Origin of the sequence: Rarobacter faecitabidus (assembly GCF_006716265.1) — a bacterium.
GTDB classification, from domain to species: Bacteria; Actinomycetota; Actinomycetes; order Actinomycetales; family Cellulomonadaceae; genus Rarobacter; species Rarobacter faecitabidus.
The window spans coordinates 1,220,256-1,237,103 of record NZ_VFOS01000001.1; the positions used below are offsets into that span (position 1 = coordinate 1,220,256).

Annotated in this window: 17 protein-coding genes; all 17 read right to left on the reverse strand. The window is 66.8% G+C overall.

From position 1 onward, the window contains the following. Positions 1-5: 5 nt before the first annotated feature. The 17 genes from FB461_RS05420 to FB461_RS05500 all read right to left on the reverse strand — a co-directional run bounded on the left by FB461_RS05420 (position 6) and on the right by FB461_RS05500 (position 16,823). On the reverse strand, positions 6-890 hold the full coding sequence (locus tag FB461_RS05420) for an SseB family protein (protein WP_246046030.1): 885 nt from the start codon (positions 888-890) through the stop codon (positions 6-8). Positions 891-901: 11 nt separating this feature from the next. Then, the gene (gene priA / locus FB461_RS05425) at positions 902-1,645 is read right to left on the reverse strand and encodes a bifunctional 1-(5-phosphoribosyl)-5-((5-phosphoribosylamino)methylideneamino)imidazole-4-carboxamide isomerase/phosphoribosylanthranilate isomerase PriA (protein WP_142119649.1); all 744 of its coding nucleotides are present in this window, start codon (positions 1,643-1,645) and stop codon (positions 902-904) included. Positions 1,646-1,726: 81 nt separating this feature from the next. Continuing rightward, the gene (gene hisH, locus FB461_RS05430; protein WP_142119650.1) at positions 1,727-2,368 is read right to left on the reverse strand and encodes an imidazole glycerol phosphate synthase subunit HisH; all 642 of its coding nucleotides are present in this window, start codon (positions 2,366-2,368) and stop codon (positions 1,727-1,729) included. Beyond that, positions 2,361-2,852: a hypothetical protein gene (locus FB461_RS05435; protein WP_142119651.1), complete on the reverse strand. Its 492-nt coding sequence runs from the start codon at positions 2,850-2,852 to the stop codon at positions 2,361-2,363. The genes hisH and FB461_RS05435 overlap by 8 nt, the downstream gene beginning before the upstream one ends. Beyond that, positions 2,849-3,460, reverse strand: coding sequence for an imidazoleglycerol-phosphate dehydratase HisB (hisB, locus tag FB461_RS05440; protein WP_142119652.1), 612 nt, complete (start codon positions 3,458-3,460; stop codon positions 2,849-2,851). The genes FB461_RS05435 and hisB overlap by 4 nt, the downstream gene beginning before the upstream one ends. Continuing rightward, positions 3,457-4,602, reverse strand: a complete 1,146-nt coding sequence (locus FB461_RS05445; RefSeq protein WP_142119653.1) for a histidinol-phosphate transaminase — start codon at positions 4,600-4,602, stop codon at positions 3,457-3,459. Before FB461_RS05445 ends, hisB begins: the two co-directional genes overlap by 4 nt. Before the next feature lie 28 nt (positions 4,603-4,630). Further along, entirely contained in the window at positions 4,631-5,965 is a 1,335-nt protein-coding gene (gene hisD, locus FB461_RS05450; RefSeq protein WP_142119655.1) for a histidinol dehydrogenase, read from the reverse strand. 36 nt (positions 5,966-6,001) lie between these two features. Next, the gene (gene dnaE, locus FB461_RS05455; protein ID WP_142119657.1) at positions 6,002-9,550 is read right to left on the reverse strand and encodes a DNA polymerase III subunit alpha; all 3,549 of its coding nucleotides are present in this window, start codon (positions 9,548-9,550) and stop codon (positions 6,002-6,004) included. Between the two features lie 87 nt (positions 9,551-9,637). Beyond that, positions 9,638-10,561 (reverse strand): RluA family pseudouridine synthase, encoded by a 924-nt coding sequence (locus tag FB461_RS05460; RefSeq protein ID WP_142119659.1) that lies wholly within the window; start codon positions 10,559-10,561, stop codon positions 9,638-9,640. After that, positions 10,558-11,139, reverse strand: coding sequence for a signal peptidase II (gene lspA, locus FB461_RS05465; protein WP_211349839.1), 582 nt, complete (start codon positions 11,137-11,139; stop codon positions 10,558-10,560). The genes FB461_RS05460 and lspA overlap by 4 nt, the downstream gene beginning before the upstream one ends. Beyond that, positions 11,140-11,601 (reverse strand): TraR/DksA family transcriptional regulator, encoded by a 462-nt coding sequence (locus FB461_RS05470; protein WP_142119662.1) that lies wholly within the window; start codon positions 11,599-11,601, stop codon positions 11,140-11,142. Positions 11,602-11,800: 199 nt separating this feature from the next. Further along, entirely contained in the window at positions 11,801-12,544 is a 744-nt protein-coding gene (locus FB461_RS05475) for a DivIVA domain-containing protein (protein ID WP_142119664.1), read from the reverse strand. Positions 12,545-12,690: 146 nt separating this feature from the next. Next, positions 12,691-12,984 (reverse strand): YggT family protein, encoded by a 294-nt coding sequence (locus tag FB461_RS05480; protein ID WP_142119666.1) that lies wholly within the window; start codon positions 12,982-12,984, stop codon positions 12,691-12,693. 3 nt (positions 12,985-12,987) lie between these two features. Next, positions 12,988-13,446 (reverse strand): cell division protein SepF, encoded by a 459-nt coding sequence (locus tag FB461_RS05485; protein WP_142119668.1) that lies wholly within the window; start codon positions 13,444-13,446, stop codon positions 12,988-12,990. A gap of 109 nt (positions 13,447-13,555) precedes the next feature. Further along, positions 13,556-14,266, reverse strand: coding sequence for a peptidoglycan editing factor PgeF (pgeF, locus tag FB461_RS05490; protein WP_246046031.1), 711 nt, complete (start codon positions 14,264-14,266; stop codon positions 13,556-13,558). A 31-nt stretch (positions 14,267-14,297) separates the two neighbouring features. Further along, complete coding sequence (gene ftsZ / locus FB461_RS05495) at positions 14,298-15,647, reverse strand: cell division protein FtsZ (RefSeq protein WP_142119673.1); 1,350 nt, start codon at positions 15,645-15,647, stop codon at positions 14,298-14,300. Positions 15,648-15,791: 144 nt separating this feature from the next. Next, positions 15,792-16,823 carry a cell division protein FtsQ/DivIB gene (locus FB461_RS05500; RefSeq protein ID WP_142119675.1) on the reverse strand — a complete coding sequence of 344 codons (1,032 nt, stop codon included), beginning with the start codon at positions 16,821-16,823 and terminating at the stop codon, positions 15,792-15,794. Positions 16,824-16,848: the final 25 nt, after the last annotated feature.

A 16,848-nucleotide genomic window follows, 5' to 3' on the forward strand; every position in this document is an offset into this window, starting at 1 on the left:
CAGGGCTAGTTCGGCCGGACCTGGATCTTGATAGCGTCGACTCGCTCGGCGACTTCCGCGATCGAGGCGAGCGCCCGGTTCACGTACGCGAGGGTCGTCTCGTACCTCGAACGATCCAGCCCCGGCTGCAGCACGACCTCGACGACAAGCGTCTCGTCGTCACCGGGGATGGTCGAGAACCGGACGCCCGTCACGGATTCGGCCTGCGCCAGGATCGCCGTGCGAATAGCGGTAGCGACGGACTCGTCCACCCGGCCCGAGCGCACAGCCGGGCGCCACGGCTCGCTCTGCGCCATCGCCCACACGGCCGTGCGCGGGATGATCACCCGGTGCGGGCCGGCGGGATCCACGACGAGCAGGGACCAGTCCTCGGCCACCGCCGCGAGCGCCGCTCGGGCGCCCACCGCGGGCACCGGCCTCGCTTGGCGGTGCCATGCCGCCATCGTGGCGACGCTGGTGAATGCCGGTAGTGCCTTGCGACCATCGGGCGTGGCGATGGCAACGACACCCGTGGCGGCCTCCTTGTCGACGCGCAAGCCGGTCGCCGTCTGATCCTCGGACACCAACTCGGCCAGCATGGGGATCAGGACGCGCGTGTCCCGGAGTGCCTCGATCACCGCGGACAGGGGCGCGTCGCCTTCGCTGAATTGGCGGACGATCGCGGCGAAGGCCGGATCCGCGGAACCGTCATCCGCGGCGAATGACGAGCCCGGCGGAAGCGCCTTACCGCCGGGGACGTCCGCATGGGAATGGCTCGCGCCGTGATCGCTGCACGAACCTCCGGAACCAGTGTCAGCGGGATCGCCCGTCGTGCAGTCGCGGCTGTCATAGGTGGCTGAACCGCCGTCGTCGCGCACCGGGGACGACTTTCGGGAGAAACGAAAACCCACGTTCCTCTCCCCTACGGGCGTCCTGCCACGTCGAGCGCCTGCGGCAGTGTGAAGGCACCCGCGTACAACGCCTTGCCCACGATCGCCGAATCGACACCCTGGCCCACGAGCTCGCGGAGGTTGCGCAGGTCCTCAAGCGAGGAGATTCCCCCCGATGCGACCACTGGGGCGTTGCCGCGACGAGCGACCTCGGCCAGGAGATCGAGGTTGGGTCCTTGCAGGGTGCCGTCCTTGGTGACGTCCGTGACGACGTACCGCGAGCAGCCCGCGGCGTCGAGCCGTGCGAGGACGTCCCACAGGTCGCCGCCGTCCTGGGTCCAGCCGCGGGCGGCGAGCGTGGTTCCGCGTACGTCGAGGCCGACCGCGACCTTGTCGCCGTGCTCAGCGATCACGCGAGCGGTCCATTCGGGGTTCTCGAGCGCGGCGGTGCCGAGGTTGATGCGGCGGCAACCGGTCGCGAGCGCCCTGGCGAGCGACTCGTCATCTCGGATGCCGCCCGAAAGCTCGACGTCGACATCCAGCTGGCCGATCACGTCAGCGAGGAGTTCCGCGTTGGATCCGCGTCCGAAAGCCGCATCGAGGTCGACGAGATGAATCCACTCGGCGCCACCGTCCTGCCAGTCGAGCGCGGCACGAATGGGGTCACCATAGGATGTCTCGGAGCCTGCCTCTCCTTGAACGAGCCGGACCGCCTGCCCACCAGCGACGTCTACGGCGGGCAGGAGGACGAGCCGCTCTTGGGTCTGATCGGGCATGGTGGAACTCACTTTCTTCGCGCGGTCGTGCCGGCGCGTTGTCGCCGGGTCGTGTGGAATCCGTTTCAGGCGTCGAGCCTGTCAGAGTGTCGTCAGCCAGTTCTCGAGCAGGCGCGCCCCGGCGTCCCCCGACTTTTCGGGGTGAAACTGGGTTGCGCTCAGCGGGCCGTTTTCGACGGCCGCCACGAAGCGTCCTCCGTGGTCGCTCCACGTGACGGCAGGCCTCCGAATGGCGGCGCTGGAAACGGGCTCGTCCGACAGGGGGAAGCTGCGCGCGGCATACGAGTGAACGAAGTAAAAGCGCTCGTCGCCGAGTCCGCGGAACAATACGGAGTCAGAGGGCGCATCGACCGTGTCCCAACCCATGTGCGGCACCACGTCCGCCTCGAGGCGGTCCACGGTCCCCGGCCACTGAGCGAGCCCCTCAGCCGCCTCGCCGTGCTCGATGCCGGAATCGAACATGATCTGCATTCCCACGCAGATCCCGAGCACCGGCCGGCCACCCGCCAGGCGACGTTCCACGACCCAGTCCCCGCGGGCCGCGCGCAAAGCGGACGCGCATGCGGCGAAGGCGCCCACGCCCGGGATCACGACCCCGTCGGCCGCCATCGCCGTATCCAGATCGCTCGACAACTCGACCTGCGCACCCACCCGTTCGAGGGCGCGCACGGCCGAGCGGACGTTGCCGAAACCGTAGTCGAAGACGACGACCGAGCTAGCCATCCGCAACCTCCCGGTCACCTCGTGACCGCCTCGAAGACTTCGCCAGGATCCGCATGGTCTTCCATCGGCCCAGCGAACTCGCGCGCACTCCCGCGCTCAGGTCCGCATCGGTGGCCTGTCCGAGGAGGACCTGCTCCACCCGCTCGGGTAGCGAGTCGAGGATCAGGGCGGCAGGCACATCCTCACCCTGCTCGCCGTTCTCCCAGCGGTGAGCCGAGAGCCTGTCGTCGCGCACGCTCAACTCAAGGAAAGGCACGGACGACACGGCCGCGCTGAGCGTCCTGGCCACCGTCGGGGCGCTGTCGGCATCAGTGACGCCGAATGCCCCGAGCTCGCTATCGAACGCTAGTATCTCCAGGTCATGCAGCGCGCAGGTCGCCGCGAGCGCCTCAGCCGAGGCGATCTGGGTGAGCAAGATCGCGGGCTGGGGAGCCCGCGCAGACGCGCCACCGGGCACGAGCCGCGAGGCATCCTTCTCCGTCACAGCGCTCCCTTGGTCGAGGGAACTCCAACCACGCGTTCGTCGCGCGCCACCGCGAACCGCAGTGCGCGCGCGAGCGCCTTGAACTGGGCCTCCACAATGTGGTGGGGGTCGCGTCCCGCGAGCACACGCATGTGCACGCAGATACCCGCGTGGTGTGCGATCGATTCGAGCACGTGGCGCGTGAGCGATCCGGTGAAGTGCCCGCCTATCAGGTGATACTCCTGGCCCGCGGGCTCTCCGGTGTGCACGAAGTAGGGCCGCCCGGAGACGTCGACGACGGCCTGCGCAAGGGCCTCGTCCAGCGGCACCGTGGCATCGCCGAACCGCGAGATTCCGACCTTGTCGCCGAGCGCGATCCGCAGCGCCTCCCCGAGGACGATAGCCGTGTCCTCCACCGTGTGGTGGGCATCGATGTGCGTGTCCCCGGTGGATCTCACGACCATATCGATCAGCGAGTGCCGTGCGAGGGCGCCCAGCATGTGATCGAAGAACGGCACGGTGGTCTGAACGTCGGCAAGCCCGCTGCCATCGAGGTTCAGTTCGACGGTGACCGTCGACTCGGATGTGGATCGCTCCAGGCGCGCGCGACGCGCGGGTGCTTCACTCATAGTCCTGCTACCTCCACCAAGGCGTTCTTGAACGCGTCCATTTCCTGCGCCGTGCCGATCGACACGCGTAGCCAGCCCGCCGGGCCCACCTCGCGAATCAGGACTCCCCGTTCGAGCAGCCCCTGCCAGATCCGGTGCCGGTCCTCGAACACGCCGAAGTAGGCGAAGTTCGCATCGGAATCTGCCACGCGGAGCGGCGTGCCATCTACTGTACGTTGTCGGAGCCACTCGACCGTGCGATCACGTTCGGCGCGCAGTTCCTCGACCTGAGCCAGCAGGACGTCGGCGTGCCGCAGGGCCGCGCTCGCCGCGGCCTGCGTGATCGCCGAAAGGTGATAGGGCAGGCGGACTATCCGCAACGCATCGACCAAGTCGCGGCTTGCGGCGAGGTAACCCAGGCGAAGCCCTGCGGCCGCGAACGCCTTCGACATCGTGCGAGTCACGGCGAGGTTCGGGTGGGAAGCGAGCAGTTCGAGCGCCGATGGAACGCCCTCCCGGCGGAATTCGGCGTAAGCCTCGTCCACGACCACGACTGCGGGCGCGCCGTCGATATCGACCCGGCCGGCCGCCTCGAGCACGCTCGCGAGCACGCCCTGCTCCAGCGCGGTGCCGGTCGGATTGTTGGGACTGGTCAGCAGGATGATCGCCGGCTGCACCCGCTCGATCAGGTTCGCCGCCTCGCCCGCATCGAGCGAGAAGTCGTCACGCCGCGGACCCGCCAGCCACGCCGTGTGCGTGTTACGGGCATACTCGGAATACATCGAGTAGGTGGGGGCGAAGGACAGCGCCGTGCGGCCAGGTCCGCCAAAGGCCGACATGATGTGGAGCATGACCTCGTTGGAGCCGTTTGCCGCCCATAGTTGCTCGGGTACCAGGTGCACTCCCGATTCGCGCCCCAGGTAGTCGGCCAGCCCCTTGCGCAGGCCGAGGAACTCCCGATCGGGATAGCGGTTGAGCGAACCGGCGGCGTCCGCGACTGCGGCAGCGATGTCTTCGATCACCGCAGGTGGTGGCGTGTAGGGGTTCTCGTTGACGTTCAAGAGAACGGGAACATCGAGTTGCGGCGCGCCGTACGGCTTCTCGTCGCGCAACTCGGGGCGCAACGGAAGCGCGCCCGCGATTCGCTGGCTTTCGGTAGTCACGATTCTCCAGGAGGTCGGTGCCGCCGCGTCAGACCGTGGCGTCGAGGCGGACCTCGATGGCCTCGCCGTGGGCGGGCAGGTGTTCGGCGCGGGCGAAGGCAATGATCTTCTCCCCGACCTCGCTGAGCGCGCGGTCGGAGTATTCGATGACCTGTACGGCCTTGAGGTACGAGTGCACGCCCAGGCCCGACGAGTAGTGCGCGACCCCCCCGGTGGGCAAGACGTGGTTCGACCCGGCCATGTAATCGCCCAGCGAGACGGGCGAGTAGGGGCCGACGAAGATCGCGCCTGCCGAGTTCACGCGAGTCGCTAGTTCGGCCGCGTTCTCAGTGTGAAGTTCGAGATGCTCGGCACCGTACGCATCGACTACCCGCAGTCCGTCCTCGATGGAATCGACCAGGACGATCGCAGACTGCTGGCCGCCCAGTGCGGTGCCGACCCGCTCAGCGTTAGGGGTGTCAGCGGCACGGGCCGCCACCCTTTCCTCGACCTGTTCCACGAGCGCCTCGTCGTCGGTCACGAGCACCGCGGCCGCATTGGGATCGTGCTCGGCCTGCGAGATCAGGTCCGCGGCGAGGAACTCGGGATCCGCCGACGAGTCGGCAAGGATGGCGATCTCCGTGGGACCCGCCTCCGAATCGATGCCGACGCTCCCGCGCACGAGTCGCTTGGCGGCCGCGACGTAGACGTTGCCTGGGCCGGTGATCACGTTGACCGGTTCGCACAGCACGTCACCATCGGTCGCCGTTTCACCCGCCGCGCCGAAGGCAAGCATGCCTATCGCCTGTGCCCCGCCGACGGCGTAGACCTCGTCCACCCCGAGCATCGCGCACGCCGCAAGGATGCTCGGGTGCGGCAGCCCGCCGCTACCCGCCTGCGGCGGCGAGGTGACCGCGAGCGACGGCACCCCCGCAGACTGGGCCGCCACGACGTTCATGATCACCGACGACGGGTAGACGGCCAGCCCGCCGGGGACGTACAGGCCGACGCGTTGCACGGGGATCCACCGCTGGCGAACCTCGGCACCCGGCGCCACAGACACCGAGAAGTCGGCCGGTCGCTGCGCCTCGTGGACCGCGCGCACGCGCGTGATCGATTCCGCCAGTGCCTGCCTGAGTTCGGGGTCCACGTCCCGCAGCGCCGAATCGATCGCCGATTGCGGGACGCGGAGGTACTCAGGGCGCGTGCCATCGAATCGCTCGGACAGGTCCCGCAGTGCCGCGGCACCCCGTACGCGGACGTCCGCCAGGATGGGCGCGACGATCTCGGCCGCATTGTCAACGCTCAGTTCCGGGCGCGGAAGGGCGTCGACCAGTGCGCGGTTCGACAGGGCCTGGCCACGGAGGTCAATTCGCCTGATCACGCCAACCATTCTACGTGGCCCATCGCGCAGCCGAGCCTAGGCGACGCAGTTCGGTCCCAGCAGCGCCTTGAGCGAGCCGTACAGGTCGGCGGTGCGTTCCACGCGCAAGCCGTCCTCGAGTTTCATCACGGTCGTTCGGCCGGGCTGTGAGAGCCGCATGTGCACGGGAGAACCGCCTGGATAAGCGCGCAGGATGTCGCGGAGTTCGTCCACGACCGGCTTGGTGCACCGCGAATAGCCCACCGACAGCACCAGCGGCGAGTCATCGCCGATCGTCGTGACGTCCGGAAGTGTCAACTCGAACGCCTGCATGGAGACCTCGTCCTCACGCCTGCGCAGCCGGCCGCGCACGGTCACCACCTGGTCCTCGCCCAGCGCAGTCGAGTACGCGAGGTAGGTGTCGCCGAAGAACATCACGTCGATCGAGCCGTCCAGATCCTCGACGGTCACCGTCGCGAACTGCTCGCCCTTCTTCGACATCTTGCGCTGGACCTGGGAGATCAGTCCCGCGATCTTCACCTGTGATCCATCGGCGCGCTCGTCATCCGAGATGAGCGAGGCGATCGTCGCATCGGACTCGCGCGCGAGCACCTGCTCCAGCCCGTACAGCGGGTGATCGGAGACGTAGAGGCCGAGCATCTCCCGTTCAAACGCGAGCAACTGCTTCTTGTGCCATTCCGGCACGTTCGGCACTACCACCGCCAAGCCGGGGCCGTCGTCGCCGCCCAGATCCTCGAACAGGTCGAATTGGCCCTCCGCCTCCTTGCGCTTCACGGAGATCACCGCGTCCACCGCCTGCTCGTGCACAGTCACGAGCGCCCGGCGGCCGTGACCGAGGGAATCGAACGCCCCCGCCTTGATCAGCGACTCGATGGTGCGCTTGTTGCACACCACCGCCGGCACCTTGTCGAGGAAGTCGTTGAAGCTCGTGTAGGCCCCCAGCTCGGTGCGCGCGGCGACGAGCTCCTCGACCACCTGCGCGCCGACGTTGCGGACCGCCGACAGCCCGAAGCGGATGTCCCTGCCGACCGCGGTGAAAAGGCCCACCGACTCGTTGACGTCGGGCGGAAGCACCGTGATGCCCATGCGGCGGCATTCGGAGAGGTAGATCGCCGATTTGTCCTTGTCGCCGCGCGTAGAGGTGAGCAGCGCGGCCATGTACTCCGCCGGATAGTGGGCCTTCAGATAGGCGGTCCAGTAGGACACGAGGCCGTAGGCGGCGGTGTGCGCCTTGTTGAACGCGTAGTCGGCGAAGGACTCGAGCACCTTCCACAGGGTCTCCTGCGCCTCGCGCGAATAGCCCTGTGCGGTCATGCCCGCGAAGAAGTCGGCCTGCTGCTTATCGAGTTCCTCCTTCTTCTTCTTACCCATGGCCCGGCGCAGCACGTCCGCCTGCCCGAGCGTGAAGCCGGCGAGCTTCTGGGCCGCGGCCATCACCTGCTCCTGGTACACGATCAGGCCGTAGGTGCCGCCGAGGATCTCGGCGAGGGGCTCCGCTAGCTCAGGGTGGATGGGGTCTGCCGCCTGCAGGCCGTTCTTGCGCAGCGCGTAGTTGGTGTGGGAATTGACGCCCATCGGCCCTGGCCGGTACAGGGCCAGGACGGCGGAGATGTCCTCGAAGTTGTCGGGCTTCATCAATTTCAGCAGCGACCGCATCGGCCCGCCATCGAGCTGGAACACCCCCAGGGTTTCGCCGCGGGCCAAGAGTGCGTAGGTTTCCTCGTCGTCGAGCGCGAGGTCCTCCAGGACCAGCGGATCCTTGCCGTTGCGCACTATGTTGTCGAGGGCATCGTCCAGGATCGTGAGATTGCGGAGCCCGAGGAAGTCCATCTTGATCAGGCCGAGGCTCTCGCAGGTCGGATAGTCGAACTGCGTGATGACGGCCCCGTCCTGCGGCCGGCGCATGATCGGGATGATGTCGATGAGCGGATGACTCGACATGATCACGCCCGCAGCGTGGACGCCCCACTGGCGTTTCAGTCCTTCGATGCCCCGGGCCAGCTCGACGACGCGCTGGGCGTCCGGGTCCTCCGTGTGCAGGGCGCGGAACTCCCCCGCCTCTTTGTAGCGCTTGTCGGCGGAGTCGAAGATTCCGCTCAGGGAGATGTCCTTGCCCATGATGGCGGGCGGGAGGGCCTTAGTGAGCTTCTCCCCCATCGCGAAGGGCATGCCGAGCAGCCGTGCCGAGTCCTTGAGTGCCTGCTTGGTCTTGATCGTGCCGTAGGTGACGATCTGAGAGACGCGATCCTCGCCGTATTTCTCAGTGACGTAGCGGATGACTTCACCGCGACGGCGCTCGTCGAAGTCGACATCGAAGTCGGGCATCGAGACCCGCTCGGGGTTGAGGAATCGTTCGAAGATGAGCCCATGCTGGAGCGGGTCGAGGTCGGTGATGCGCATGGCATAGGCCGCCATCGAGCCCGCGCCGGATCCTCGTCCCGGCCCCACCCGGATGCCGTTCTTCTTGGCCCAGTTGATGAAGTCGGCGACCACCAGGAAGTAACCCGGGAAACCCATCTGGACGATGATGTCCGTCTCGTATTCGGCCTGCTTGCGCACGTCCTGGGGAATGCCCCCCGGGTAGCGCAGGCCCAGGCCGGTCTCGACCTCCTTGATGAACCAGCTCGTCTCGTCCTCCCCGGGCGGGCAGGGGAAGTTCGGCATGTAGTTTGCGTTCGTGTCAAACGTGACCTCGCAGCGCTCCGCTAGTTCGACCGTGTTCGCACAGCCCTCCGGGAATTCCGGGAAGAGCGCGTACATCTCCTGCGAGGACTTGACGTAGTAACCCTCGCCGTCGAACGCGAAGCGCTTGCCGCCCTGCGCCTTGGTGGGCTCCGTAAGGGGATCACCGGAGTTGACCGCGAGCATCGCCTCCTGGGAGTACGCATCCTCCTTCTTGACGTAGTGCAGGTCGTTCGTCGTCAGGAGGGGGGCGCCGATGACCTTCGACAGTTCGATCAGCTGGCGGAAGGTGCGCCGCTCGATGTCGATTCCGTGGTCCATCAGCTCGACGTAGAAGTTCTCCTTGCCGAAGATGTCCTGGAACTCGCCGGCGGCGCGGACCGCCTCGTCCCACTGGCCGAGCCGTAGGCGGGTCTGCACCTCGCCGGAGGGGCATCCCGTCGACGCGATCAGGCCCCTGGAGTACGTCTGCAGCAATTCACGGTCGGCGCGCGGCCACTTGCCCATCTGCCCGTCAAGGCTCGCGTGGGAGCCGAGGCGGAACAGGTTGTGCATACCCTCGTTGTTCTCGGCCCACATCGTCATGTGCGTGTAGGCGCCGCGCGCGGAGACGTCGTCGTCCCGGTTGTCTCCCGGGCCGCCCCACTGGACGCGGGTTCTATCGTGCCTGCTGGTGCCCGGGGTCAGGTAGGCCTCGAGGCCGATGATCGGCTTGATACCGGCCGCAGTCGCCTTCTTCCAGAACTCGAACGCCCCGAACAGGTAGCCGTGATCCGTCATCGCGACGGCCTTCTGCTCCTGGCGGGCGACCTCCGCGATCAGGTCCCCGATTCGCGCCGCGCCATCCAGCATCGAGTACTCGGTGTGGACGTGGAGATGGACGAAGTCGCTCGGCGCTGGCATGGTCACCATCCTAGTTGTCGGGCGGTGCCGAAGGGCTCAGTACGAGGGCGGGTGTCGGGGCCTCCCCGCGCGTCCGCCGGCCGACAACTAGGGCCGCAGTTGTTCCAGCACGCGCTCGAGTTCGGCCGGGTAGTCACTCGTCAGCCGCATCGGCTCCCCAGTTCGCGGGTGCGCGAAACCGAGCTCCACGGCGTGCAGCCACTGATGTTCGAGCCCGACTCGACGCCCGAACGTCGGATCAGCGCCATACGTCAGGTCGCCTACCAGCGGATGCTTGAGTGCCGCCATGTGGACCCGGATCTGATGAGTCCTGCCGGTCTCGAGGTGGACCTCGGCCAGGCAGGCGCCGGGCAACATCTCGATGACTTGATAGTGCGTGATCGAGGGCTTGCCATCCGATGTCACGGCGAACTTGAAATCGCGGCCGGGGTGGCGCCCGATCGGCGCGTCAACAGTGCCGGCCATCGGTTCCAAGTGCCCCTGGGCTAGTGCGTGATACACCTTCGTGACGGTGCGCTGCTTGAACGCTCGCTTCATCACGGAGTAGGCGAGCTCGGACTTGGCGACCATCATCAGTCCGGAGGTGCCGACGTCGAGCCGGTGCACGATCCCCTGCCGCTCCGGCGGACCAGAGGTGGCGATCCGGTAGCCCGCCCCGGCGAGGCCGGACAGCACAGTCGGGCCGGTCCATCCCGGTGAGGTGTGCGCGGCCACGCCGACGGGCTTGTTCACGACGACGATATCGTCGTCGTCGTACACGATGTCCATGCCCTCGATCGGCTCTGGTGCCGCGCCCACTTGCGTATCAGGCTCGGGCAGGTCGACCTCGAGCCATCCCCCTGCCGGTACCCGGTCGGATTTGCGCACCGAACGCCCGTCGAGGTTCACCCTCCCCTCGGCGATCAGTTCCACCGCGGCGGCGCGGGAGAATCCGAGCATGCGGCTCAGTGCCGTGTCGACGCGCTCTCCGGCGATGCCGTCGGGGATGTAGAGGCCACGCGCGGCGCTCACCTGACGTCCTCGTCGCTCGGCCGCCCCGGGCGCGGATCGGCCTGGCTTGTGGACGAGGCCGGAAGCGGCGCCGAGGACACGGATTGCCGGGGCGTCTGCGCGTGCGGCGGGACGCCAGTAAGGTTCAGCCACACGACGTACACCGCCGCCCCCACGAGCGCTATGTCCGCCACGTTCCCGACGAATACCTGATAGTCGATGAAGTCAACGACGTGCCCCTGGCCGAAACCCGGTGCGCGGAAGAATCTGTCAATGAGGTTTCCCACGGCGCCCCCCAGGATGAACCCGAGCGCCCAGGCCCATCGTCGTGAGGTTACCCGCCGCGAATAGGCAATAACGGCTACGGTGATGGCCACCGCCAGGGAGGTCATGATCCAGGTACTGGACGCTCCGAGCGAAAGCGCCGCCCCGGGGTTGAGAACGAGCCGCAATCCGAGGAACCTGCCGAGGATCTCGATCGGTTCGGCGTTCGGGGTGAGGGTGGACAGTGCCCACCACTTGGTGAGCTGGTCGATGAGGACCGTGACGGCGCCGACGGCACCAACGACGATCGGTACCGACTTGGCTGCTGGCTTCAACTACCGACGCTCCTCGCGCTGCTTGCAGGTGACGCACAGCGTGGCGCGCGGGAATGCCTGGAGGCGCGCCTTGCCGATTGCCTGGCCGCACTGTTCGCATTGGCCGTACGTCTTGTTGTCGATGCGCTCGAGCGCGCGGTTGTTCTGCGCCAGCAGGTCGCGCAGGTTGTTGATCATGGACAATTCGTGCTCACGCTCCAAGGCGGACGAGCCGGAATCCGCCTGGTCGTCGCCCGCACCGTCGCCGGAGTTGCGCAGCAGCTCGCCGAGGAATCTGTCTGCGTCGTTGAGTTCGCCGGAGACACGCGCATTGGCCGTCAGCAGATCATCGGCGATCTTCTCGAGTTCCTCAGGCGTCCATGGCTTCTCGCCTTCGCGAACCACGAACTCCGCCGCGTCGGTGCGAAGGTGCGGGAATCGTTCCGCGGCAGTTGAACCGATCTGGCTTTCGCTAGTCGTCATCTTCGTCACTTTCATCGTTCACGGGTTGGCACCATCCGCGCTAGTCCAATCACTCGGCGGTGGAGCACTCGGCTGTCGGCCTACACTACACGCTTTCGCGTCGATTGTGCGGCAAGGCTCCGACGGAATGCGAAAAGCGGTGCGGCACCATCGACGATGGTGCCGCACCGCTTCGAAACGGTTGCGTTCAGCCGACCCGTCAGGCCGACGCGCCGGGCGTCCGCCCGTTCTGCAGCTGGCTGAGGAAGCCGTTGAGGGACGATTCGAGGCGGCCACGGTAGTCCCGCTCGAAGGCCTTCAGGTCTTCGATCTTGCCCTCGAGGACCCCGCGGTCGCGCTCCAGATCCGAGAGGATCTGCGCGGACTTCGACTGCGCCTCTCCGACGATGCGTGCCGCGTCGGAGTTCGCTTCGGCGACGAGTCGCGCCGCCTCGTCCTGACCCTGGCGAACGTGATCGTCGTGAAGTTGCTGGGCCAGCGAGATGATCCCCGCAGCTGCCTCGGGCTCGGCTACCGGCGTGGCCGCGGTCGCAGCGTCGAGAGCGGCGGCCTTGTCGGCCAGTTCTTGTTCCTTGCTGGCCAGCTCTGATCGAAGGCTCTCGAGTTCGCCGCGGAGCGCGTCCGCCTCGCCCTGGGCGGAGTTCAGTGCGTCGGCGCTGATCGCGCTCGCTTCCACCTCAGAGGCACGGGCCGCTGCTGTGGCCGCCTGCTCGCGCGCTGCCGCGAGTTCGGCCTCGAGCGCCGCGATCTGCTCGCTGTTGTCCGGGGCGGCGGGGGCGCTACCGGCCTGTGCCTTCAGTTGCTCGTTCTCCGCGTAGAGATCGCGCAGCGTACCAAGCACCAGATCAAGGAAGTCATCGACCTCTTCGACGTCGTAGCCGTCACGGAACTTCGTCGTCTGGAACGTCTTGTTAAGGACGTCTTCTGGTGTCAGTAGTTCCATCGTTTCACCTCGAACAATTAGAGCGGATTGCGTGGCAAAGAACCACATGCTGGCACTACGTTAGCGGAATGATCGCAGTTGGCGCACCATGAGCGTGACCAAGCGCGAAATTCTCGCGATCTGAACACCCATGCTCACCTATTCGCTCAGGTGGCCGCAAGCACGGAACACACCTGCACGAGTATCGAGCATAGGAAGAACACGACGATAAAACTCAAGTCGAATTGTATCCGTCCCAGCGCAATGCTTGGGATCACCTTACGGGCGACCTTCAGCGGCGGGTCGGTGACGGTGTACGTGATCTCAGCCACGAACAGTGCCACCCCGCGAGGGCGGAAGTCCCTGGCGAGAACCTGCACCCAACTCAGGCCCGCGCGTACCAGGAGGAGCAGAAGGAAGACCATCAGCAGCCACGACAGTAGCCACCATACGACGTGCATCGGCTAACTCTGGTTGTAGAAACCGGCGCGCGAACCCTCGCGGTTGGTTTGGTCTCCCGCGATCTCGACAAAGGTCGGGGTCAGCAGGAACACCTTGGCCGTGACGCGCTCGATCGAGCCGCGAAGACCGAAGATGAGCCCGGCGGAGAAGTCGACGAGTCGCTTGGCATCGGCGTCGGTCATGTCGGACAGGTTGATGATGACGGGCGTGCCGGAGCGGAACGCTTCCCCGATCGCCCGCGCGTCGTTGTACGACCGGGGGTGAATCGTGGTGATCCGGCTCAGTTCACCCTGGGCGGGCGCCTCATGAACTGGGCGGATGGGCGTGACGGGCGCGTCGTATTCGCGCGCGTCGTCCTCGTAGTAACCGTCCACGTCGTCGTACTCCTGGAACTCCTGGTCATCACGTGCGTCACCAAGGCCCAAGTACTGCATGGTCTTGCGAAGTGCGCCTGAGGCCATCACTGACTCCGTTCTCGCCGTCTGTTCATACCCGTGAGCGCCGTCTGCACCCACCTGCTCTGATCACACGCTAACGCGCTGGACTTGCCGCGTTCGGCCGACACGCCGATCAGCGCTCCAGCGCGATGAAACCCGCGAATCTCCCTGTCGCCGAGCGCCCCTCGTGTGTCGCTCGGCGGTGCGAGTAGAAGCGATCGTCCTCATACGTGCAGATCCCCAGTGCCGTGACCGACGACACGCCGCCGGCGGTGAGCTGCGCCACTGCGGCGGCTGGCAGATCGAGCGCCGGTGTACCTTCGCGCGTATGTCCATACGCTGCCGGGGTCACGCGAGAGACATCGTCGCGCATGGCCTCGGGTACCTCGTAGCACCTTCCGCAGATCGCCGGACCCACCACAGCCGAGATGGACTCGGCGCCAGCAGTGCGCATCGCAGCCAGGCAGGAACCGATAATGCCCAACTGGATGCCTGCTCGCCCCGCATGCGCGACAGCCACGACCGAGCGCTCTGCATCGGCAAGGATGATCGGGACGCAATCCGCGACCAACACGCCAAGGGCGAATGCGTCAGAACGAGTGATCGAGGCGTCGGCCTCGGGTTCCGCCAAGCCATCTTCGTCGCTGCCCAACTCGATGGCGATCGCCGAATGGATCTGCTTCATGTAACGCAGGGGCGCGCGGGTCGCGGCGGCGACTTCCGCTCGGTTCGCGGCGACGTTTTCCGGGGAATCGCCGACGTTGAGACCCAAGTTGAGAGAGTCGTACGGAAACGCGGAGCCGCCGCCGAATCTGGTCGTGAATCCGGCAACGACACCGCTCAATGGAGCAGCTATCCAACCGGGCGCCATGAACTCACTTCAGGAAATCGGGCAGGTCCAGCTCATCCGAGACCTTAGGCCGCGACGGCTGCTCGTCGAAGATGTGAGGCAGCTCGATGGCACCGGTATGAGCCGATGTGGTGGGCGTTGCCTGCTGCGCCGTCACCGCCGGCGCCTCGCCGTTGCGCTCTTGCGCCGGCTGCCCACCGGTCTCGTCGATATCGTCTTCGAGCGGAACCACCGGACGCACTGTCGCGTGGGCTCCCGTCACGGGCGCCCGCTCGGCTGAGCGCCGCGAGCGGAACTCCTGCTGCTCGGGCTCCGGGGAGGGTGCAGCGGCCCGGGCAGCGGGCTGGGCCGCGATCGGCTGCTGTGGCGTGGCGGGCTGCGGGGCGTGGCTGGCGGAACGCGACGGCGATGGCAGGTCCGACGAATTGATCGGCTGGTCGAATCCCGCGGCGATTACCGTGACGCGCACCTCGTCCCCGAGTGCGTCGTCGATCACTGTACCGAAGATGATGTTGGCCTCGGGGTGCGCGGCCTCGTGCACCAGCCGGGCCGCCTCGTTGATCTCGAAGAGGCCGAGATCACTGCCGCCCTGGATCGACAGCAGCACGCCGTGGGCGCCGTCGATGCTCGCCTCGAGTAGGGGCGAGGATATCGCGAGTTCTGCGGCCTGCACCGCTCGATCGTCACCGCGCGAGGCTCCGATGCCCATCAGCGCACTGCCGGCGCCCTGCATGACCGACTTGACGTCGGCGAAGTCGAGGTTGATGAGGCCGGGAGTGGTGATGAGATCAGTGATGCCCTGGACGCCGGAGAGCAGCACCTGGTCCGCCGAGTGGAACGCATCAAGCGCTGAGACGCTGCGATCGGACATCTGCAGCAAACGATCGTTCGGGATGACGATCAGGGTGTCGACCTCGTCGCGGAGCGCCTCGATGCCGGAATCGGCCTGCGTCGCTCGACGACGGCCCTCGAAGTTGAAGGGCCTGGTGACGACTCCGATGGTGAGCGCCCCGAGGTTGCGCGCGATGCGGGCGACGACGGGAGCACCGCCCGTTCCCGTACCGCCACCCTCGCCGGCCGTGACGAACACCATATCGGCGCCGCGCAGGACCTCGGCGATGTCGTCCTCGTTGTCCTCCGCCGCCTTTCGCCCGACCTCAGGGTCGGCACCCGCACCTAGGCCCCGGGTCAGTTCTCGCCCGACATCCAACTTGACGTCGGCGTCCGACATCAGCAGCGCCTGCGCGTCGGTGTTGATCGCGACGAATTCAACACCGCGCAATCCCACCTCGATCATGCGGTTCACGGCGTTGACGCCGCCGCCGCCGATGCCGACGACCTTAATGACTGCCAGGTAGTTCTGTGGATCGGCCACGACGGTACCCCTCGGTCTTCCTTAACCCTCTACTTGAAGGTTATTGTTATGTCAGGTTCAACTGGTACCCAGACGCTAGGGGTCACGTGGCCGCTGAGCAACGACATCGGGCGCGTGTCGGAAACTTGACCTCCGCGTCGTCCCCTAGGACGTGATCGGCGCCGTCGGTGCCGACACGTCGAACTTCTTCACCTGCGCATTGGCCTCGTCCGCCAGCAGCACTTCCAGCACGGCCGCCTTGAGTTTGTTGTTGGACGAGTCTCCCCAGTTGACCTCCGTATCACCCTTGAGCGTCAGCAGGATGTCGTCCTTGGTGCTGGCGCTCACGGATTTGAGCTGCGTGCTGAGATCCTCGGGGATGGCCTCGAGGACCACGAGCACGGACTCCAGCACATCGCTGTTGTCCTGACCTAGCGGGATGTCAATGACCGGCAGATCCTTGGGAACCTTCTTCGCCCGGCCGACCTGTACCGCCTCGGAGTCGAGCAGGACGTAGCTGCCGCTTGCAGACCCGTCCGCGACCGCCGCCACGGGCTGGCGAGCGTCGATGATGACTGCCAGGCCGCTCGGCCACTGCCTGCGCAGGGTGACGTCGCGAACCCCGCGCACGTTCTTGATTTCGTTGCGCAGTGCCGTCGTGTTGAGTCGCGGCAACGGCGTCCCGATCTGACTGTCCACGAGTTCCGCCACGGCGGATTCGTCGACTGTCTGGGAAGCGCCCTCGATCGTCACGCGGTTGGCATCGAGCGCCAGCAACGGCGAGAAAAAGATGACCCACATGACCACGGCGAACAGCGCGACGCTGCCACCGATCCAGGACCATCGCCGCATGCGTCGCGCCCGCTCGATGCTGCGCTTCTCCGCCAGCCGAGCCTGCAATCCGGTCGAAACGACCGACCGCGACTTGGCTCGCGCCTGCGCGCCGGTGAGCGGGCCGAGCACACCGGACTTCTGTTCCATCGCCCCGTCGGAGCTCTCGGGGGGCGGCGGCACGGCAGGCAGGTGCCGCTGCGAGGTCCCGGGATGGCTGGTCGCCGTCGAACTCTCCGTGCGCGGCTCGGTGCCCGCGCGCGCCCGCGTCGCGCGCGCCGCATCGTCGCGTGAGGTGGGCTTGCGAGCCGCATCGCCTTGCGCAGCAGTCGCGCCAGCCGTGCTTGACGACCCCCCATCGGACACGGGGCGACGCCCACGCTCCTGGGTG